General features: G+C 59.2%; 15 protein-coding genes. 10 read left to right on the top strand and 5 right to left on the bottom strand.

Translation table 11 applies throughout. From position 1 onward, the window contains the following. Positions 1–295: 295 nt before the first annotated feature. Genes GOW56_RS05350 through GOW56_RS05370 form a run of 5 tightly spaced genes read left to right on the top strand, consistent with a single transcriptional unit; the run spans position 296 to position 8,460 of the window. A complete protein-coding gene (locus GOW56_RS05350) occupies positions 296–3,496 on the top strand; it encodes an adenylate/guanylate cyclase domain-containing protein (protein WP_171205214.1) in 3,201 nt (1,066 codons plus the stop codon). 52 nt (positions 3,497–3,548) lie between these two features. Then, positions 3,549–4,430, top strand: a complete 882-nt coding sequence (locus GOW56_RS05355; protein WP_171205215.1) for an encapsulin — start codon at positions 3,549–3,551, stop codon at positions 4,428–4,430. A gap of 14 nt (positions 4,431–4,444) precedes the next feature. Beyond that, positions 4,445–5,269 carry a DUF3237 domain-containing protein gene (locus GOW56_RS05360; RefSeq protein WP_171205216.1) on the top strand — a complete coding sequence of 275 codons (825 nt, stop codon included), beginning with the start codon at positions 4,445–4,447 and terminating at the stop codon, positions 5,267–5,269. Beyond that, positions 5,262–7,385, top strand: a complete 2,124-nt coding sequence (locus GOW56_RS05365; protein WP_171205217.1) for an FAD-dependent oxidoreductase — start codon at positions 5,262–5,264, stop codon at positions 7,383–7,385. The genes GOW56_RS05360 and GOW56_RS05365 overlap by 8 nt, the downstream gene beginning before the upstream one ends. 4 nt (positions 7,386–7,389) lie before the next feature. Further along, positions 7,390–8,460: a polyprenyl synthetase family protein gene (locus tag GOW56_RS05370; protein ID WP_171205218.1), complete on the top strand. Its 1,071-nt coding sequence runs from the start codon at positions 7,390–7,392 to the stop codon at positions 8,458–8,460. Here GOW56_RS05370 and GOW56_RS05375 read toward each other — a convergent pair. The 4 genes from GOW56_RS05375 to GOW56_RS05390 all read right to left on the bottom strand — a co-directional run bounded on the left by GOW56_RS05375 (position 8,451) and on the right by GOW56_RS05390 (position 12,955). After that, on the bottom strand, positions 8,451–8,921 hold the full coding sequence (locus GOW56_RS05375) for a hypothetical protein (RefSeq protein WP_171169799.1): 471 nt from the start codon (positions 8,919–8,921) through the stop codon (positions 8,451–8,453). The genes GOW56_RS05370 and GOW56_RS05375 overlap by 10 nt on opposite strands. A gap of 72 nt (positions 8,922–8,993) precedes the next feature. Beyond that, positions 8,994–9,773, bottom strand: coding sequence for a carnitinyl-CoA dehydratase (locus tag GOW56_RS05380; protein ID WP_171169801.1), 780 nt, complete (start codon positions 9,771–9,773; stop codon positions 8,994–8,996). 3 nt (positions 9,774–9,776) lie between these two features. Then, on the bottom strand, positions 9,777–11,792 hold the full coding sequence (locus GOW56_RS05385) for an acetate--CoA ligase family protein (protein WP_171205219.1): 2,016 nt from the start codon (positions 11,790–11,792) through the stop codon (positions 9,777–9,779). A 2-nt stretch (positions 11,793–11,794) separates the two neighbouring features. Then, positions 11,795–12,955, bottom strand: coding sequence for an acyl-CoA dehydrogenase family protein (locus tag GOW56_RS05390; protein WP_152460401.1), 1,161 nt, complete (start codon positions 12,953–12,955; stop codon positions 11,795–11,797). A gap of 158 nt (positions 12,956–13,113) precedes the next feature. Between GOW56_RS05390 and GOW56_RS05395 the strand changes: the two genes are divergently transcribed. Further along, positions 13,114–13,983 carry a GlxA family transcriptional regulator gene (locus GOW56_RS05395; RefSeq protein WP_371807877.1) on the top strand — a complete coding sequence of 290 codons (870 nt, stop codon included), beginning with the start codon at positions 13,114–13,116 and terminating at the stop codon, positions 13,981–13,983. Between the two features lie 54 nt (positions 13,984–14,037). On the opposite strand, the gene GOW56_RS05400 is transcribed toward GOW56_RS05395, so the two are convergent. Further along, on the bottom strand, positions 14,038–14,640 hold the full coding sequence (locus tag GOW56_RS05400; RefSeq protein WP_152460402.1) for a helix-turn-helix domain-containing protein: 603 nt from the start codon (positions 14,638–14,640) through the stop codon (positions 14,038–14,040). Between the two features lie 147 nt (positions 14,641–14,787). Here GOW56_RS05400 and glyA point away from each other — a divergent pair, with 147 nt between their 5' ends. Genes glyA through GOW56_RS05420 form a run of 4 tightly spaced genes read left to right on the top strand, consistent with a single transcriptional unit; the run spans position 14,788 to position 19,793 of the window. Continuing rightward, the gene (glyA, locus tag GOW56_RS05405; protein WP_171205221.1) at positions 14,788–16,041 is read left to right on the top strand and encodes a serine hydroxymethyltransferase; all 1,254 of its coding nucleotides are present in this window, start codon (positions 14,788–14,790) and stop codon (positions 16,039–16,041) included. Between the two features lie 11 nt (positions 16,042–16,052). Further along, on the top strand, positions 16,053–17,435 hold the full coding sequence (lpdA, locus tag GOW56_RS05410; RefSeq protein WP_171205222.1) for a dihydrolipoyl dehydrogenase: 1,383 nt from the start codon (positions 16,053–16,055) through the stop codon (positions 17,433–17,435). 14 nt (positions 17,436–17,449) lie between these two features. After that, the gene (lipA, locus tag GOW56_RS05415) at positions 17,450–18,394 is read left to right on the top strand and encodes a lipoyl synthase (RefSeq protein WP_171205223.1); all 945 of its coding nucleotides are present in this window, start codon (positions 17,450–17,452) and stop codon (positions 18,392–18,394) included. A gap of 25 nt (positions 18,395–18,419) precedes the next feature. After that, on the top strand, positions 18,420–19,793 hold the full coding sequence (locus GOW56_RS05420) for a sodium:alanine symporter family protein (RefSeq protein ID WP_171205224.1): 1,374 nt from the start codon (positions 18,420–18,422) through the stop codon (positions 19,791–19,793). Positions 19,794–19,799 lie beyond the last annotated feature (6 nt).

Raw genomic sequence — 19,799 nt, forward strand, 5'->3', positions numbered from 1 at the left:
TGTCAGCCTTGACGTGACGTCAGGCGCAGCCCTGCCTATCCGGTCGTTCGGCCGCCCTGAAACCTTGCCAACAAAGTCAACTTGAGACTTGAACCTTATGATTTCCAAGGAAATGCGCGTGACGACGTGGAAATTCTGAAGTAAACCGGTCAATCAATGTAACAAGTTAACAGTGCCGCCTGTTCCTGCTATGGATTCAGCATGAATACCTCTCTACTTTTGGATTATACATATACATTATGTATATGTATTAAGGGGAAAACAGGGGGACAGTTATGGAAGGAGTCGCAAGACAATGACGCGAGTCCTTGAGGCATCACCACGCATTTCAAAAGTCCTACATCTGGCAGATCTGAATGACTATGCCACTCTGTTTCAGAGAGAGGGCGTTGACGACGAGATTCTGGACGAATTGACTGATCCGGAACTGCGTGATCTCGGGTTGACGGTTGGTGAAAGGAAGCGCTTTCGAAAGGCGCAGGCCAGGCTGAAATCGCAGGAAGCGTCGAAGCGGCCCGAAGTCCAGTCCAAGGCCGAGCGCCGGCAGCTGACTTTGGTTTTCTGCGATCTTGTGGGGTCGACACGGCTGGCTCAGCGATATGATCCGGAAGACCTGATGCAGATCATGAACCTGTATCTGGATACGGCGATCGGCACCCTGAAGCAGCACGGCTGCCATCTGGCCTATCGGCAGGGCGACGGCATAATGGTGTATTTCGGATACCCCAAGGCCATGGAAGATGATGCCGAACGGGCCGTACGAGCCGTATTGGAGACCATCGAGGCCGTTCAGAACCTTGAAAACGAGTTTGGAGAAAAGCTCGACCTGCGCGCAGGCATTGCGACCGGTATGGTTGTCGTGGGCGTCGTTTCTTCGAAAAGCCTGGGGTCTCAGGACTTTCTGGTGGGTGAAACGGCGAATCTTGCATCCCGCCTTCAGGGGCTGGCCGAACCGGGTGAAGTGATCATTTCTTCAGAAACCTGGAGGCTGACCCAGGGTGCCTTTGAATTCGAACCACGTGGCAGCCACGAGCTGAAAGGCTTTGACAATCAGCGCAAAGTCTATCGCGTGGTTTCGGAAATCATATCCACCAGCCGGTTCGACGCGCGGGTGGGTCAATCTGCGGTCGATCTTGTCGCCCGGCATGACGATCTTTCAACCCTGACCCGGCTTTGGAACGAAGCGCAGGAAGGCTCGGGCCGGCTGGCGCTTGTCGGGGGGGCTGCGGGAATCGGCAAGTCGAGGCTGATCAAGTCACTGTCTGAATCAATAGGGGTCAAACCCTTTACATTGCAGTGCATCCCGCACCTGACCAGTCTTCCGCTGCACCCGATTGTCGGAGAATTGAGGCGCGTTTCGGGCGACAAATCAAATGAAAGTATCCGGGCGGCGATTTCGGACTTCGTGCAATCGGCCTCTCGGCTGAGTGACGCGGACTTGCCCGTTCTTCTGGATCTGGCGGGTATCGAGACCGGCGCCCCGTCAGAATCCGACCCGTTGAAGAAGGCGCGCAAATCTCTTGACGTGATGCTGCGCAGTCTGGGCAGCCTGTGTGACAGGCGCGGCACGTTGTTGTTGGTGGTCGAAGACGTTCATTGGGCCGATGCGACCACGTTGGATGTACTGGATGCACTTGCATCCGCCTTGAGCAACTTTCCGGTACTGGTGGTTCTGTCGCACCGACCTGAATACGAACCTCCGGAACATTTGGAAAGCCGAGCCGCGCGCATTGATCTGTCTCCGCTTGGCACTACCGAGGCATCCGAACTGGTCCGGCGCGTGGCCGAGCCGTACAGCCTGCCTGTTATCCTGATCAGGCAGATCATCGAGAAGGCGGATGGCGTGCCGCTGTATATCGAAGAAATGACAAAGGCGGTTCTGGACCAGCTGCCCCAGGATGCCCCGATCAACGCCGAGGTTCTGGATGCGCTGAGCGTCCCGGCCACCCTTCAGGACTCGCTGATGTCGCGTCTTGACCGGATGGAACATGCCAAACCAGTCGCCCAGCTCGGATCGGTCATCGGGCGCAGTTTCACCGCTCAGATGATCCACGCGGTGGCGCATGAAGACATGGATGTGGAAAGCGCCCTCATGCAGCTTATGGCGGCTGGCGTCGTGCTGATCACCAGCGATTCAGGGTCGGCCACATACACGTTCAACCACGCGCTGGTTCAGGATACGGCCTATAACTCGTTGCTACGGGAAGACCGGCAGAAAGTGCATCTGAAAATCGCCCAAGCATTGCTGGACGGTCACAGAGCATTCGGCAGCCCGGCCCCCGATACCGTCGCGCATCACTGCGATCTTGGCGGATTGAAGGATGAGGCTGTCACGAATTGGGTCACAGCAGGTGAACTGGCGTTGTCCCGACTGGCGAACCTGCCCGCGATTTCCGCTTTCCGGGCCGCCCTGCGCAACATCGGAACCATGAAGGCCAACGCGGATCGCGACGGTTTCGAGCTTCGGGTTCAGATGAACATTCTGCCCGCCTATATGGCGATCTACGGATGGTCGTCCGATCAGGTCGGCGAAACTGCCGCCCGGGCGATGGAACTGGCCCAGTCTTTGGGCGACGGCGAGACGCTTTTTGCCGCAACCTTCTGCCGTTGGACCCATTTCTTTGTTGCCGGTCAGATGAACCGAGCGATGGAAATGGGACAGGCGCTGGACATGATGGCCGGCATGTCCGAAGACCCCGTCGCCAACGTGCTTGCGGCACGGGCGCTGAGCTTTACGCATTACTTCCGCGGGGAATTTGCGGAATGCGAACAACAGCTGGAGCGCGCATTCGCCCTGATCACACCCGAGTTGGATATGGCCATGATGCCCATGACCCAGTCTTCCACGGCCGCGTCATTGCTGGCCATTCAGGGATGCCTGCTGTGGCAGCAAGGAAAGTTCGAAAAAGCCGAGGCCGCGCGTCTGGAATCCATCGAGGTCAGCAGGGCGCTGAACCACGCACCCAACCTTGTCTACGTGATGGGCGCTTGCAGCATGTTCCTGCCCTATGCGGGGGAATGGGACCGGCTTGACGTAACGATGAAAGAAGCCAGAAAAGTCGCGGATGAGGAAGGGTTTCTTTACCTTCACGCGATGCAGGACATCTATATGGGCCTCGCGCAGGCCGGAAAGGGCGACATCGCAGGTGTTCCGGAACGCATCGAGACATGCATGAACCTGATTTCCAAATCTGGTGGAAACTTTACTTTTCCTCAGAATCAGATTGTTCTGTCTGAGTTGATGATTGATCACGGAGATGTTGATCAGGCTTTGGACCGGCTGGAAACCGTCTGCATACCCGGCTGGGAGCGCGGCGAGACGTTGAACAAACCTGAATATCACCGTGTGCGAGCAAAGGCTTTTGCCGCAAAGGGGGACTTGGACGCTGCAATCAGCGAGGCGGAGCAAGCGCTTTCGCTTGCCCGGGATTGCCGTGGAGTTGTTCAGGAGCAGCGGGCCCGCGATCTGCTGGACAGATTGAAAGAAGAAAAATGAACAAGATTGACTGCCCCGCCGAATTGGGCAGCAGCACCGAGAGGGATTTGCAATGACCGATGCATTGGATTGGAATGAAGATCAGTGGAGCGCGGTGAAAAAGGCCGTCCATGATGAGGCGCTTCGCGCCCGGGTGGCCGCCAGTTTCCTGCCCCTGTACGGACCGCTGCCCGCTGACACGCAGTCCGTCCCGCTGAACAAGCTGGATCTGGTCGAGAACTCATCTGGTGCATCCAAAGAACGTCTTGACGTGAACGATTATGATACGCTGCGCCTTACCACCGTATCGGTGAACGTGTACCTGAAAGGCGCACAGGTGGCTGATCCGGAACTGACGGCGGCTCAGATCATGTTCCGCCGAGCGGCCGCCGTTGTGGCACGGGTAGAGGATGACATCATTTTCAACGGTCAACCCGGCACCGGACAGGCCCCCAAACACGCCGGCGGCGCGCCCGACTCGTTGCCGCAGATCTATACGATCAGCGGCGGTGGCAAATATCCGGGATTGCTTGAAGCGGGCGAAGGCAAAACCAAATCCACGACCAAAAAGAACTATAGCGGAACCGATGTTTTCGAGGCCGTCGTCGAGGGCATCAGCGCGCTGGAAACGCATGGCTATCTGGGCCCCTATGCCTGTGTGATGGGCAACGGTCTGTTCCGTGCGGTCACGACCCCGCTGCCGAATTCGATGGTGCTGCCACGTGACAGCATTCTCCCGTTCCTGGACGGGCCGTTGCTGCGTTCCAGCACCCTGCCCCCGGACAAGGCAGTGCTTGTGTCCCTGCTGGGTGCACCGGTTGAAATCGTCGTGCCCTCGGATATCGCCGTGAAGTATCTGCAAACCTCTGCCGAGGGCGAGCACGTCTTCCGCGTGCAGCAGAAGTTCCATCTCAGGATCAAGGAAGCTAAGGCCGTCCGCACCATAACCTGTTGACCGGAGATCGGGTCGTGCGCGAGTTTTCAGATCGGGACGTGACGCTGCGTTGGTCCGAGGCGATCAACGCAGACGGTCTCAGTCGGGTGTTGGTGGAAGCCGGTCCATCCGTGTCGTCGCATGACACGCTACGTCTGATCTGTTCGGAAGATGGCGGCCCCGAGCGTGCCATTCGCGGGTGGCCCTTGTTGCGGGACCCGCAAACAGGGTTTCAACAATTCGCAGCCATTCTTCCGTCGGTCAAACAGGAAAAAACCTTGTCCTGGCGTCCGGTGCTGACGTCGGGAGGGCGCGAGTTTGACCCCGGGCCCGAAAAAGAAATTGAACCTGCCGCACCGGAACCGGCAAAAACCGCAGTGGCGCCGCCGGTACTGGAACATGTCGCCAAATTTGTGGTGCCGTTCGAAAGCAGCTTTCACCCCTCGGGCGAGACGCCGGACGGGATTTGGCTGCATTTCGCCATCAAAGAAGGGGGCACCGTCGAAGGCCCGCATCTGAAAGGGGTGATCGAACCGATCGGAGGAGACTGGATGCGCGTTCGGCCGGATGGTGTGGGGCTGCTTCATGCAAAGGCACTTATAAGACCGTCCATCGGACAAGCTCCGATCCTGTTCGAAGATACGGGTGTGTGTGACTTCGGCCCGGACGGATATGCGGCATTGTCCAAGGGCAATCTGCCCGCTTCGGCTCCGGTACGGCTTGCACCGCGTTACCTGACCTCGAATCCGCATTTCAGCTGGATGAATCGGGTGCAGGGTTTTGGCATTGGCGAAGCCAGCCTGTCAGACATAACCCTGCGCTTTGACGTCTATTCCGCGAAAGGAATTTCCGATGCCTGACAAGGTTGTCATTCTTGGGGGAGGCGTGGCTGGCATGAGCGCCGCGCACGAACTGATTGAACGCGGGTTCGAGGTAGAAGTCCACGAACGCCAGCTGATCCCCGGCGGCAAGGCCCGCAGCATTCCCGTGATGAAGGGTGAAGGGGATCATGGCTCGAAAGCGAAACACATCAAGGCGCTGGAAAAATGGGCCGAGATGGATGGGGCCAATTATCCGCCCGGCGTGAAACGGCCCTGGCTGCCCGGTGAACATGGGTTCAGGTTCTTTCCGAACTTTTATCGGCATATCACCGACACGATGGCCCGCACGCCGTATTACGACAAGGGCACATGCTTTGACAATCTGGTCCCGACCACGCAAGTTCTGGTCAGCCAGTTCGACAAGCCCGGCATCATTGTCCCGGAACGGTTCCCCCGCACGCTCAAGGATGTTGCGGATGCCTTCAAGACCATTGCCTTCGCGCTTTCGCCGAGGGACCAGATCGCGTATGAGGATGTCGAACATTTTGTCGCCTGCATGTGGCGGATCGCGACGTCCTGCAAGGAACGCCGGTTTGACGAATATGAACGGATCGGTTGGTGGGATTTCATCGGCGCGCAGGACCGTTCGGAAGCCTATCAGAAGTTCCTTGCCATCGGCCTGACCCGTTCGTTGGTGGCCGCCAAGGCCACGACGGCAAGCACGAAGACAGTGGGGGACATTGCTGTTCAGCTTCAGCTGGGTATCGCCACGCCCGAACCCCACTGCAACAGGCTGCTGAACGGGCCCACCAATCTTGTCTGGATTCAACCGTGGCTGGATTACCTGACTAGCAAGGGGGTCGTGTACAATTTTGACTCCAAAGTCACCGGAATCGAGTGCCGGAACGGCAAGATCGTCGGCGCAACGGTCGAACAGGATGGCGAAGAAAAGCAGGTCACGGGGGATTGGTTCATCAGCGCCATGCCGATTGAACGCATGGCACCGCTTGTGACCCCGGAAATGATGGCGGTTGACCCCGCACTTGCCAAATTGCCTTTGCTGGCCGATGACGTGCAATGGATGAACGGCATTCAGTTCTATCTCACCAAGGATGTCGCGCTGACCCACGGCCACGTCATTTTCATCGACAGCCCATGGGCTTTGACGGCTGTGTCGCAAAAACAGTTCTGGCCGGGGATCAACTTCGAAAACTGGGCCGAAGGAAAGACCAAAGGCCTGCTGTCAATCGATATCTCCGAATGGGACAAGCCGGGGCTGAACGGAAAAACCGCGCGCGATTGCAGCCGGGAAGAGATCGCAAAAGAGGTTTGGGAACAGCTCAAGCGCAGCATCAACGTGGATGGCCAGACCATTCTGCGGGACGAGGATATGCATTACTGGTTCCTCGATCCTGATATCGTTCAAGACCCGAACGACCCCAAGCGTCAAAGCAATGTCGAACCCTTGTTGGTCAACCGTATCAACAGCTGGCGCTTGCGCCCGGATGCGGCCACGCTCATCCCGAATTTCTTCCTGGCATCGGATTACGTCCGCACTTTTACCGACCTTGCCACGATGGAAGGGGCGAACGAGGCCGCACGTCGGGCCGTCAACGCCATTCTTCAACGCAGTGGATCGGATGCCGAGCCCTGCCAGATCTGGGACCTGCATGAACCCGACATCCTGAAACCGCTGCGCGCCTATGATTACGCCCGCTATCAGGCTGGCCTTCCGTGGGACAATCGGTTCGCGGTTGCGGTCGAAGCCGCGCTGAAAATGGGTCAGGACACGGCAGGAGTTGATCGTGGCGGTGATGGCCCTCTTGCCGCCATAGGCGAACCGGCGGCGGAATATTCAAAACCCGGCGGCATCACCGAGGAGCCAGCCGTTGCCGAAGCGCTTCGAATGATCTGCCCCCCGAAAGAGCTGTTCGACCTCATCGCGAATTACGAGCCCACCGCGGATCTGCCGATCCCGGGGGATGAGCTGGCGGAAGATGTCGCGTATGATCTGGGTCGGGACAGTGGTCAATCAGGTGCCTTGTCCAGGGCGTTGCCAATTTCGGATGCACCGCTTTCTGCGTTTGGCGGCGGTCCGGAACGATCCGGCGCGCGGGAAGACAAAAGTCGCGTGATCATCACCCAGAAGGGCTGAGCCTGTGAAATCCGGAACCGCGCATTTGGATCCTGCGGCAAAACAGGATTTTCTGAAAACCCTAACCTTTTACGGGGATCAGGCGCGCGAAACGCTTTTGGGCCTGTTGCCGACGGGTGAGCCTCAGGCTTATCTGTATGGCCCGATGCGCGATTACATCGAAACCTCGGGCAAGGGCCTGAGGCCCGCCCTGCTGTTGGCCACATGCGAAGCCTTCGGCGGAAACAGCGAGAATGCAAGGGTCTCGGCCGCAGTTCTAGAGCTGCTGCATAACGCTTTTCTGATCCATGACGACATCGAAGATCAAAGCGATTTCCGGCGCGGGCGCGAATGTATGCACAAGCGGCTTGGGGTTCCCCTGGCGATCAATACCGGCGACGGGATGCAATCGCTTGCCCTGCGTCTGCTGCGTCAGAACTTGGGGCCGTTGGGCCCGGAAACCGGTATGCGCGTGGTGGATGAGTTCGACCATCTGTTGCAGCAATCCATCGAAGGTCAGGCGCTGGAGCTTGGCTGGATCCGCGACAACCGTTTGAACGTCGATGCATCAGATTATCTGAGGATGTGTCTGAAAAAGACCTGCTGGTACAGTTTCATTCACCCGATGCGCATCGGGGCCCTGATTGCGCGGCCACATGATGTCGCGTCCGGCGCGCTGAATCTGGATGATTTCAACGCCTTCGGCTTTTTCCTAGGTGCAGCGTTTCAGATTCAGGACGACGTCTTGAATCTCGTCGGCTCACAGGACAGTTACGGCAAGGAAATCGGCGGCGACATCTATGAAGGCAAACGCACGCTGATGCTGGGCCAGCTTGGCCTGAAGGCGGAAGAGCCTGAACAGGCACGGTTGGCCGAGATGTTGTCAAACCCACGCGATGCCCGGTCGACGCAAGATGTCGCCTGGGTGCTGGAGCGCATGAGCCATTACGGCAGCATCCGCTATGCGCAGGACGCAGCGAATGATCTGCTGGCCGCGGCCCGTAATGAGTTCGCGCGGGTGTTCGCGGGCGCAGAAGACGGGCCGCGCGCGTTTCTGGGACAGTTCATGGACTATCTGGTGACCCGTCAGGTCTGAGCGCCCGCCACCTCGAAAATCACCACAACCGAGGTCTGGTCCGTTCCGGTACAGGCGATCCGACCGTGATATTCACCGGGTTCGGAGAGGTCGGGTATGGTCACCGCAACAGCAACATCCGTTGCTTCCCCCGGCTCAAGCTGGATTTGTGGCGGGATCACACTGATGCGGTTCGCCGGCAGAATGTCGCCGTTCGGATTGGTCAGATCGCCCGGTTCGAACTGCATCTGAACAGGGGCCGCGCCTTCCGGTGCTTCAAAGGACAGCAGAATGGTGGCGGTGCTGCCGGGATGGCAGGATTTGCGACACCTGAACGGACCGTCCAGATGTTGCCGCGGGCTCCGCTCTGTTTCGAGCACGCGGCGCGCAATATCGGAAATCGGTTGATCGTCGAGCTGCGGCGCAATCGGGCTGACCGCCCGAGATGCACTAACATATGGTTTTCGTTCGAAATACGGCATGCCTAACTGTGCACGTGCCGTGCGGATCAGTAAATGGTAAATTCACGCTCTGCGATCACGGGAAACGTCTGCCTATTTCCCTTTCCAGACCGGGTCTCTTTTCTCGGCAAAGGCGCGCGCGCCTTCCAGCTGATCTTCGCTGGCATAGAGAACGTCCACGGTTCTGAGCTGACGCTTGGTGATGCGGTTCATGGCATCCTGAAACTTGGCATCTTCGGCATCGCGTACGATTTCCTTGATCGCGGCATAAACCAGGGGCGGTCCCGAGGCCAACAACCGGGCCAGTTCCCAGGCGCGGTCCATCAGTTGATCCGAGGTGACGATCTCGTTCACCAACCCCCAGCGATTGGCTTCCTCGGCGTCGAACCAACGGCCCGTAAGCAGCAACTCCATCGCGATGTGGTAAGGGATGCGCTTGGGCAGTTTGACGCTGGCCGCATCCGCGACAGTCCCCGAGCGGATTTCCGGCAGGGCGAACGTGGCGTGATCGGCGGCAAGGATCATGTCGGCTGACAGGGCCAACTCCAGCCCGCCGCCACAGGCGATGCCGTTGATGGCCGCGATCACGGGCTTGTTCAGGTCGCGCAGCTCTTGCAAGCCGCCGAACCCTCCGACGCCATAGTCCCCGTCTACCGCATCCCCGTCGGCGGCTGCTTTCAGGTCCCAGCCGGGGCAAAAGAACTTCTCTCCGCCGCCCGTCAGAATGGCCACGCGCAGCCCTGGATCGTCGCGAAACGCGGCGAACACCTCACCCATCCTGCGGCTGGTGACAAGATCGATGGCGTTGGCCTTGGGCCGGTCCAGCGTCACCTCAAGGATCGCTCCGTCGCGGCGGGTTTTGATCGGGTCCATATCTCAGGCCTTTCTTATCAGTGCATCCACGGCAACGGCCTTGTCCGGCGTGCACAGGAGCGGGTTAATCTCGACCTCGCCAAGCGTGTCGGCATTTTGCATGACATAGGCCTGAACGGCCTCGACTGCGGCGATGATTGCATCCATATCAGCCGCCCGTTGGCCGCGATAGCCTGCCAAAAGCGGGGCAATTTTCAATTTGCCAAGCGCGGCACGGATATCCTCGGGCGTGCTTGGCACCAGCACTGACGCCGTGTCGCGCAGGATTTCGGTCAGCACGCCCCCCGCCCCCAATGTCAGGACAAACCCATGCGCCGGGTCACGGACGACACCGACCAGCAATTCAGCAACGGTTCCGGTGATCATCTCTTCGATCAGGATGCTATCTGTGCCAATTTCGGCTGCGACATCGGCCACGTCCTCGGCCTTGATGCCCAGCCGAACAGCGCCGTGTTCGGATTTATGCGCAAGCCCAACACCTTTCACGGCAAAGGGGGCTTCCATGTCCTGCACGGCCGAGTGGGCCTCTGCCGGGCCGCAAACCGTGCGGCTTTGCGGAACGTGCAGTCCGCATTCGGCCAGCGCCCCTTTCGATTCGCCTTCGGTCAGGGTTTGGGTCGCCTCAGCCTTTCCAGGCAACCAGACAGGATGTGCGGACGGTGGCGAAATCTGACCCGCGGCGCGCGTGGCCGCCAGCGCTTCGCGCAATCCCATGAATGGAACGACACCACCGGCCATGAGGTCTTGGGCGACGTCTTCAGGCAGAAGTTCAGGCAGCGTCGCAACAATCGCAAACCGGGCGCCGGTTTCAGCACGCACTTTCAACGCAGCTCGGGTCGCGCAACTCCAGTCGGTCGGATTCGTCGTCGGATAGTCGACGATCGAGAACGTCAGGTCGATGTCGTCACCCGTCATGCCCGACCAGGCCTGCGCCATCGCCTCTTCGTCGCGCCAGATATACGTGTGATAATCCAACGGGTTGTTCAACGCGACCATAGGGCCAAGCGCGTCACGCAAGCGCGCCCTTTTGTCATCGCTCAACTGCGGGAAACTCAGGCCCGTGCCAACCGCCATATCCGCGATCAGGCTCGCCTCACCCCCTGAACAACTGATCGAAGCGATGCGGCCACCCGGCAGCGGCCCATAGCAGTGCAACAGTTTCAGCGTCTCAAGAAAGTCCGGCAACGCGGACAGACGCGGAATGCCCAGCCGGTCCAGAAGGGCCTGCGCGCCCGCATCGCTGCCTGCAAGAGACGCAGTGTGCGAGACCGTCGCGGCCTGTGCCTGTTCCGACGCACCCACTTTCAAGGCGACCAGCGGGATGCCCTTTGAATAGGCCTTGGCGGCCAGCGCCTCCCATTCCCAGATGTCCTTGAACCCTTCGATATGCAGACCCACGGCGGTTACACGCGGATCATCGATCAAGGCCCAGGCGATTTCGGCCTGGCTGGTCTGGGCCATGTTTCCGCAGGCCATCATGTAGGCAATCGGCAACCCACGTTTCTGCATGGTCAGGTTGATCGAGATGTTCGAGCTTTGCGTCAGGATCGCCACGCCCTTGCCCACAGGGGTGGCCCCGTGCTGGTCCGGCCACAACAGCGCCCCATCCAGCGCGTTGATGAAGCCATAGCAGTTCGGGCCAAGAATGGGCATGTCACCGGCTGCGGCAATCAGTTGATCCTGCAAGTCCCCGCCGGTGTCATCTTCGGCAACGGCCTCGGAAAAGCCCGATGCAAAGCACACCGCCCCACCTGCGCCCATACTGGACAGGACACGAACGGCCTCGATGGTGGCGTGGCGGTTGATACCGATGAAAACCGCATCCGGGGCTGCGGGCAGGTCCTCGATGTGGCCGAAAACCCTGTGACCCGCAATTTCCGACGCTTTGGGATGCACCGGCCAGATTTGACCGGCATAGCCCATGCGTTCGGATTGCAGAACAACCTGCTGACACCACGCGCCGCCACCGATGACAGCGATGGTTTTCGGGCGCAGCAGCCGGGTCAGGTCTTTGTTCATGGTCAGGCGCCCAAGGGACGTAGAAGATCGCGGCTGATGATGTGGCGCTGAATTTCGCTGGTGCCGTCCCAGATGCGCTCGACCCGGGCATCGCGCCAGAACCGTTCGATCGGGAAATCGTCCATCAAACCCATCCCCCCGAAGATTTGCAGTGTGGTATCCGTCACCCGCGCCAGCGTTTCCGAGGCATAGAGCTTGGCCGAGGCAATCTCGCGGTTTGATGGCAGATTTTGATCCAGACGCCACGCGGCGGCGAGTGTCAGCCAATCGGCGGCGTCGATCTCGGTGATCATGTCGGCGATCTGGAAGCCGACGCCCTGAAACTTGCCGATGGGCTGGCCGAACTGTTTGCGCTCGGCCGCATAGTTCAGCGCATAGTCAAAGCAGCGCCGCGCGCGACCGACCGAGAACGCCGCAACCGTCAGGCGGGTTGCGTAAAGCCATTCGTTCATCACGGCAAAACCGCCATCAACCTCGCCTAGGACCTGTGCGTCAGGCAGACGGCAGTTGTCGAAATACAAGATATAGTTCTTGTAGCCCTTGTGGCTGACCGAGTTGTAGCCCTCGCGCACTTCAAACCCCGGAGTACCGCGATCCACCAGGAAAGTGGTGATGCGTTTCTTCGGGCCCTTGGGAGTTTCGTCCACGCCGGTCGCGATGAAAACGATGAAGAAATCCGCATGTTCCGCGCCCGAGATGAAATGTTTCGATCCGTTGACAACCCAGTCGCCGCCATCGCGCACCGCCTGGCATTTCATACCACGCACATCCGAACCCGCATCCGGTTCGGTCATCGCCAGAGCGTCCATCTTGTCGCCACGTACGGCAGGCAAAAGATACCGTTCGCGCTGCTCGTCGTTGCAGGCCATAAGGATGTTCTGCGGGCGCCCAAAGAAATGCGTCAGCGCCATTGACCCGCGGCCAAGCTCGCGCTCGACCAAGGTGAAATCCAGATGAGACAGACCTGCCCCGCCGACTTCCTCGGGGAAGTTGCAGGCATAAAAGCCCAGATCTATACATTTCTGCTTGATCTGCTCACCCAGCTCAGGAGGCACGGTTCCCGAGCGCTCGACCGCGTCTTCATGCGGGTAGATTTCGTTTTCAACAAAGCTTCGGACCGTCGAGACGATCATGTCCTGTTCTTCTGTCAGACCAAACTGCATGGCGCGTGTTCCCTGGATCAGTGGTTGACCAACCAAACGCCATCGCCCATGGTCTCGGCATGCAGAGTTGATATCAAATCATGCCAAATTCGAAAATTTTGACGCGACACTACAACATCCTGCTCTTCAACGGGTTTTCGAACCATTGCCTTGCAAATATGGTCGAACCGCTCAGGGCTGCGAACAACCTGTCGAGGCAGATTTTGTATTCATGGCGTTTCTGTTCCATTGACGGAGACCCCGTGCAAAGTTCCAGCGGCCTTGTCGTTACACCGAATGGTCCAATCTCTGACCAGCAAGGCGACGTTCTGGTGGTCATGCCGTCTTATGGATATCGCAAGCTGGACACGCGATCGACCACACGCATCGTGCTGGCTGCGGCCCGAAAACACCGGCAAGTGGCAGGGTTGGATACCGGCAGCTGGCTGCTGGCCCGGGCCCGTTTGCTGGATGAGCACCGGGCAACCATTCACTGGGACGAACTTTCCCGGTTCGAAGAAAGCTTTCCGGCCGTGGATGCGGTGCAGGAACGTTTTGTCATCGATGGCAACAGGCTGACCTGTTCCGGGGCGATGGCCGCGTTCGATCTGGCCTCGGCCATTATCCGCAGGGATCACGGCCCTCTTCTGTCCATGGAAGTCGGGCATCTTCTGATGAGCCGAAATGGGCAGGATCATTACCCTTTGCCTCTCAAGTCCGAAGACACTTTGGTCAATCGCGCTCTGGCTGTCATGCAGGCGAACATTGAAACACCGCTTTCGATCAGGGAACTGGCCCGCAAGATCGGGTGTTCGCAAAAGCGGATCGAAATGCGCGTTCAGGCGGAGCTCAAGACCACGCCGCAGGCGCTTTACCGCCGAATGAGACTGAACCTTGCACGCAATCTGGCAGAAGATACCGAGCAGTCCATCGCCGAAATCGCCGGTCGATGCGGATATGAAAACGCCAGCGCCATGACGCGGGCATTCAAGGCAGAATTCGGCCAGACACCCACTGCGTTTCGCCACCGTAGCCTGCCAGACGGCTGAAAGGGGTACGCATGGCGATGCCCGCTTTCCTGGAAAACCAAAGAACCCTGGGTGCTATTCCAGCGAAACCCACAGCACCTTGGCGTCTTCTTCGCTGGTCGAAATACACCCATGCCCCATTCCGCTATCATAATAAAGCGAGTCACCGGCCTTCATTGGCAAAGGGCGGTAATGTTCAGAAACGAAGATGAGTTCACCGCTGAGCACATACATGAATTCTTCTCCGGAATGTCGGATCCACGTCTCGAACTCCGACAGGTCCCGCGCCTTGATTGTCGCGATATAGGGCAGCATTCGCTTGCTGGTCAGTTCGGGGCAAAGCAGTTCATGCAGGTAAGTGGGCGTATCCTTGAATTCTCCCTCGCCCTTCGGAGTGAAATCACGGCGGCCTGAAATGCCGGATTGACCCGACTGAAGAAACAACTGCGGGGTGCTCATATCCAAGGCCTGTGTCAGACGCCGTACAATGTCAAAGCTTGGCTTCGTCTGGTTGTTTTCGATCTTGGACAGCGTCGAGCGCCCGATACCCGCAGCGCGGCCGGCTTCTTCCAGAGTCCACCCTTTCGCGCGCCGCGCATCGCGGATGGAGCGGCCCAGAGCCTCTCCTTCATCCTGAAATTCCTGTCCGGAAACATCATTTCGGCTTTCGTCGCCCATTGAATTCCCCCTGTTTTATCAAAGGTTACATGCCTCCCAATATATACGCAACTTCTTGAATAAGAGATTTTTGTTGCCTAAGGCGCATTATTTCCCTTATAGGAAACAAAGTTTCGCACTGAGGATTCGGGGCAAAAGGAGGAGACTATGTTCAAAACGTCGCTGATTGAGGCAGATCCCGTCATTGCTGCGTCCATCTCACGCGAGCGTGAACGCCAGGCGGAACAGATCGAGTTGATCGCCTCGGAGAACATTGTCTCGAAGGCCGTGATCGAAGCGCAGGGTTCGGTCTTGACCAACAAATATGCCGAAGGCTATCCGGGCCGCCGCTATTATGGCGGCTGCGAATATGTCGATGAGGTCGAAGTCGAGGCGATCAAACGCCTCAAGAAGCTGTTTGGCTGTGAATATGCCAACGTTCAGCCCCATTCCGGCGCACAAGCCAACGGGGCCGTCAAGTTAGCGCTGCTGAACCCGGGCGATACCATTCTTGGCATGTCGCTGGACGCAGGTGGCCATCTGACCCACGGTGCGAAACCGGCGCAGTCCGGTAAATGGTTCCGGCCCGTGCAGTACGGCCTGACCGATGCAGGGCTGATCGATTATGATCAGGTCGCCGAATTGGCGCGGGCGGAAAAGCCCAGGCTGATCATCGCAGGTGCGTCCGCCTACTCACAAAAGATCGACTTTGCCAGATTCCGTGAAATCGCGGACGAGGTTGGCGCATGGCTGCTGGCCGATATGGCTCATATTGCCGGATTGGTGGCGACCGGCCTGCACCCCTCGCCTGTAGGACACGCACATGTCGTGACCTCGACCACGCACAAGACGCTGCGCGGCCCTCGTGGCGGCATCATCCTGACCAATGACGAGGCGCTGGCGAAAAAGATCAACTCGGCCGTATTCCCAGGCCTGCAGGGTGGCCCGCTGATGCACGTCATCGCAGGCAAGGCGGTGGCCTTTGGCGAGGCACTGAAACCCGAATTCAAGGAATACATGCAGCGCGTCGTTGACAGCGCATCGGCCTTGGCCAGCGTCATGATGGCGCGCGGATGTGACATCGTTTCCGGCGGCACCCAGAACCACCTGATGCTGGTCGATCTGCGCCCGATCGGCGTAACCGGCAAGGACGCCGAGGCGGCGCTCGAACGGGCCGGCTTTACCTGCAACAAGAACAGCGTTCCCGGAGATCCGGAAAAACCCACCATCACCAGCGGCATCCGTCTGGGCACCGCCGCCGGGTGCAGCCGTGGCTTTGGCCCGGAAGAGTTCAGGCAGATCGGCCATCTGATCGGTGATGTTCTGGAGGCGCTCGCGAAGTCTCCTGACGGTGACGAAACCGTCGAAAAGGAAACCCGCAAACAGGTTCGCGCTCTTTGCGCAAGCTACCCGATCTACTGAGAGCGCGCGAAATGAATACCTATGACCTCATCGTTATCGGGGGCGGACCGGGCGGCTATGTTGCCGCGATCCGCGCGGCTCAGCTGGGGCTGAATGTGGCCTGTGTCGAAGGGCGCGGCGCACTGGGCGGTACCTGTCTGAACGTGGGGTGTATCCCCTCCAAAGCGTTGCTGACCTCCTCGGCCAAATATGCCGAGCTTGCGCATCTCTCCTCCCAAGGCATTGCGGTCGAGGGGGCCAGCATCGACGTCAGTGCGATGATGGGGCGCAAGGACAAGATCGTCGGTGATCTGACCAAGGGCATCGCGTTCCTGTTCAAGAAGAACGGCGTCGATCTGATCGAAGGCTGGGCCAGCATCCCGGCCACTGGTCAGGTCAAGGTCGGCGACAGCGTATACGAAGCAAAGAACATCCTGATCGCGACAGGATCCGAGCCGACCTCACTGCCGGGGATCGAGATTGATGAGCAGGATGTGCTCAGTTCCACCGGCGCAATTGCGTTGCAGAGCGTTCCGGATCATCTGGTGGTGATCGGTGCGGGTGTCATCGGACTGGAGCTGGGTCAGGTCTGGGCACGATTGGGTGCCAAGGTCACTGTGGTCGAATATCTGGATCGCATTTTGCCCGGCATCGATGGCGAGATCGCAAAGCTGGCGCAGCGGGCGCTGTCCAAACGCGGTTTGAAGTTCCAACTGGGCCGAGCCCTCAAATCGGTTGAGAAAACCGCGGCTGGCCTGACCCTGACCGTGGACCGCCTCGGCAAGGACAAGCAAGAGGCGATCGAGGCCGACAAGGTTCTGATCGCTGTGGGCCGTCGCCCGGTGACGCGCGGGCTTGGGCTGGAAGAGCTGGGCGTGGCCGTGAACCCGCGTGGCTTCGTCGAAGTCGACAGCACATTCCAGACGTCGGTGCCCGGCATCTATGCCATTGGTGATTGTGTTCCCGGCCCGATGCTGGCCCACAAGGCCGAAGAGGACGGCGTTGCCTGTGTCGAGATGTTGGCCGGCGAAGCCGGTCATGTCGATTACAACACCGTGCCGGGTGTGGTCTACACCGATCCCGAAGTGGCCTCGGTTGGTCAGACCGAAGAGGCCCTGAAAGACGCGGGCGTCGAATATGCTGTCGGCAAGTTTGTCTTCATGGCCAATTCGCGGGCGCGTTCGACGGGTGAAACAGATGGCGCGGTCAAGGTTCTGGCCGGTTCTGATGGCAAGATCCTCGGAGCCCATATCTGCGGTGCCCATGGCGGCGATCTGATCGCCGAGCTGGTGCTGGCCATGACCAAAAGCGCGACCGTCGCCGAAGTTGCAGCATCCTGTCATGCGCACCCGGCGATGGGCGAGGCGGTCAAGGAAGCCTGCCTCGATGCCATGGGCCGCGCAATCCACGCGTAAGTGAGGACAGCCAGATGACCATCCAGCTTCGACCACGTCACCCGGAAAAGGCCAAGAAGGCCGACAGTGTCATCCCGCGCAAACCGAAATGGATTCGCAAGAAGAAGATCGAAAGCGCCGCGTACTACGAAACCCGGCGTCTGATGCGTGAACACGATCTGGCAACGGTCTGCGAAGAAGCGGCCTGCCCCAATATCGGCGAATGCTGGTCCAAGCGCCATGCAACCATGATGATCATGGGCGAGATCTGCACGCGGGGCTGTTCGTTCTGCAATGTGGCCACCGGCCGCCCCGATGCGCTGGACGCGTTCGAACCCGGCCGGATTGCGGCGGCGGTCAAGAAACTGGGCCTGCGCCACGTGGTGATCACGTCGGTTGATCGCGATGATCTGTCCGACGGCGGGGCCGAGCATATCGCCCAGACAATCCGCGCCGTACGCCATCAGAACCCCGGCACCACTGTCGAGGTTCTGACCCCCGACTTCCTGGGCAAAGGCGACGCCGCAAAAATCGTCTTTGACGCAGCGCCGGACGTGTTCAACCACAACCTGGAAACCGTCCCGCACCTTTATCCGACGGTTCGCCCCGGCGCGCGCTATTATGCCTCGCTGCGGCTGTTGGACGATGCCAAACGATCGAACCCCGAGATTTTCACCAAGTCAGGTCTGATGGTCGGGCTGGGTGAAACTCTGAACGACGTGCGTCAGGTGATGGATGATCTGCGCGCGGCCAACGTCGATTTTCTGACGGCCGGGCAGTATCTGCAACCGACACCGAAACATCATCCGATTGACCGGTTCTGGTCACCCGAGGAGTTCGCCCAACTGGAACAGATCGCCCGTTCCAAGGGCTTTTTGCACGTGTCAGCCACGCCGCTGACCCGTTCGTCGTTCCATGCCGACGAAGATTTCACTGCCCTCAAGCAGGCCCGCCAGCGGGCCATCGCGACCGGGGCATAAACCAAACGCAAATGGGAGGGAAACCATGGAAGCGTTAAATTCAATCGTAGGGGCCATCAATGGCGTCGTGTGGGGGCCGCTGATGCTGGTTCTCATCCTCGGCGTTGGCTTCTTCCTGCAGGTCGGGCTGAAATTCATGCCGATCCTGCGCATTGGCACAGGCTTCAGCCTGTTGTTCAAAGGCCGTGAAGGGCAGGGCGAAGGGCAGATCAGCCCGTTCAACGCACTGATGACTTCGCTGTCGGCGACCATCGGTACAGGTAACATCGCCGGTGTGGCCACTGCTGTCTTCCTGGGCGGTCCAGGCGCCTTGTTCTGGATGTGGATGACCGCCCTGGTGGGCATGGCCACCAAATATGCAGAAGCCGTCTGCGCCGTGAAATATCGCGAGAAAGACGAACTGGGCAACTATGTCGGCGGCCCGATGTACTACATCAAGAACGGTCTTGGTGCGAAATGGGCCTGGCTGGGCGTGGCTTTTGCTCTGTTCGGCGCGGTTGCTGCCTTCGGCATCGGCAACGGTGTGCAAGCCAACGGTGTTGCTCAGGTGCTGGAAGCCAATTTTGGCCTGAACACCTCGGTCACTGGCGTTGTTCTGATGGTTCTGACCGCAGCCGTTATCCTGGGTGGTATCACCCGCATCGGTGCGGTTGCTGGTAAGCTGGTCCCCTTCATGGCCGTTGCATATATCATCGCGGGCCTGCTGGTTCTTCTCATCAACATCGGCAACATCGGACATGCGCTGTCGCTGGTCTTTACCTATGCGTTTACCCCGTCCGCCGCCGAAGGTGGTTTCGCAGGTGCAGCCGTCTGGGCCGCCATCCGCTTCGGTGTGGCACGTGGTGTGTTCTCGAACGAGGCCGGTCTGGGTTCGGCCCCGATCGCGCACGCCGCTGCCGAAACCAAGGGTCCGGTCAACCAGGGCCTGATCGCGATGCTGGGTACGTTCATCGATACCATCATCGTCTGCTCGATCACCGGTCTGGCCATCATCGCGTCGGGTGCATGGACATCGGGTGAATCCGGTGCGGCGCTGACCAGCCACGCGTTCGAACTGTCACTGCCGGGTATCGGCGGGTACCTGATCGCCATCGCTCTGTCGATCTTTGCCTTCACCACCATCCTCGGCTGGTCGTTCTACGGCGAGAAATGTGTCGAGTTCCTGCTGGGCGTGAAATCCCTGATGCCCTACCGCGTTCTGTGGATCGTGATGATCTACTTCGGCGCAACTGCGGATCTGGGCTTCATCTGGCTGTTGGCCGATACATTGAACGCCATGATGGCCATTCCGAACCTGATCGCCCTGGCGCTGCTGAGCCCGATCGTCTTCAAACTGACGAAAGAGTTCTTCGCCTCGGGCGGCAAGTCCGAAGAGCCGGGCGGCACACCTGCCGAATAAGCTCGG

This window comes from Ruegeria sp. HKCCA0235A, assembly GCF_013033235.1.
In the GTDB taxonomy this organism is placed as follows: Bacteria; Pseudomonadota; Alphaproteobacteria; order Rhodobacterales; family Rhodobacteraceae; genus Ruegeria.

What these genes read in the sequence shown, in the direction of transcription:
- GOW56_RS05350 (WP_171205214.1), top strand. Translation starts at nt 296, where the DNA reads ATGACGCGAGTCCTTGAGGCATCACCACGCATTTCAAAAGTCCTACAT.
- GOW56_RS05355 (WP_171205215.1), top strand. Translation starts at nt 3,549, where the DNA reads ATGACCGATGCATTGGATTGGAATGAAGATCAGTGGAGCGCGGTGAAA.
- GOW56_RS05365 (WP_171205217.1), top strand. Translation starts at nt 5,262, where the DNA reads ATGCCTGACAAGGTTGTCATTCTTGGGGGAGGCGTGGCTGGCATGAGC.
- GOW56_RS05375 (WP_171169799.1), bottom strand. Translation starts at nt 8,921, where the DNA reads ATGCCGTATTTCGAACGAAAACCATATGTTAGTGCATCTCGGGCGGTC.
- GOW56_RS05380 (WP_171169801.1), bottom strand. Translation starts at nt 9,773, where the DNA reads ATGGACCCGATCAAAACCCGCCGCGACGGAGCGATCCTTGAGGTGACG.
- GOW56_RS05385 (WP_171205219.1), bottom strand. Translation starts at nt 11,792, where the DNA reads ATGAACAAAGACCTGACCCGGCTGCTGCGCCCGAAAACCATCGCTGTC.
- GOW56_RS05390 (WP_152460401.1), bottom strand. Translation starts at nt 12,955, where the DNA reads ATGCAGTTTGGTCTGACAGAAGAACAGGACATGATCGTCTCGACGGTC.
- GOW56_RS05395 (WP_371807877.1), top strand. Translation starts at nt 13,114, where the DNA reads ATGGTCGAACCGCTCAGGGCTGCGAACAACCTGTCGAGGCAGATTTTG.
- GOW56_RS05400 (WP_152460402.1), bottom strand. Translation starts at nt 14,640, where the DNA reads ATGGGCGACGAAAGCCGAAATGATGTTTCCGGACAGGAATTTCAGGAT.
- glyA (WP_171205221.1), top strand. Translation starts at nt 14,788, where the DNA reads ATGTTCAAAACGTCGCTGATTGAGGCAGATCCCGTCATTGCTGCGTCC.
- lpdA (WP_171205222.1), top strand. Translation starts at nt 16,053, where the DNA reads ATGAATACCTATGACCTCATCGTTATCGGGGGCGGACCGGGCGGCTAT.
- lipA (WP_171205223.1), top strand. Translation starts at nt 17,450, where the DNA reads ATGACCATCCAGCTTCGACCACGTCACCCGGAAAAGGCCAAGAAGGCC.
- GOW56_RS05420 (WP_171205224.1), top strand. Translation starts at nt 18,420, where the DNA reads ATGGAAGCGTTAAATTCAATCGTAGGGGCCATCAATGGCGTCGTGTGG.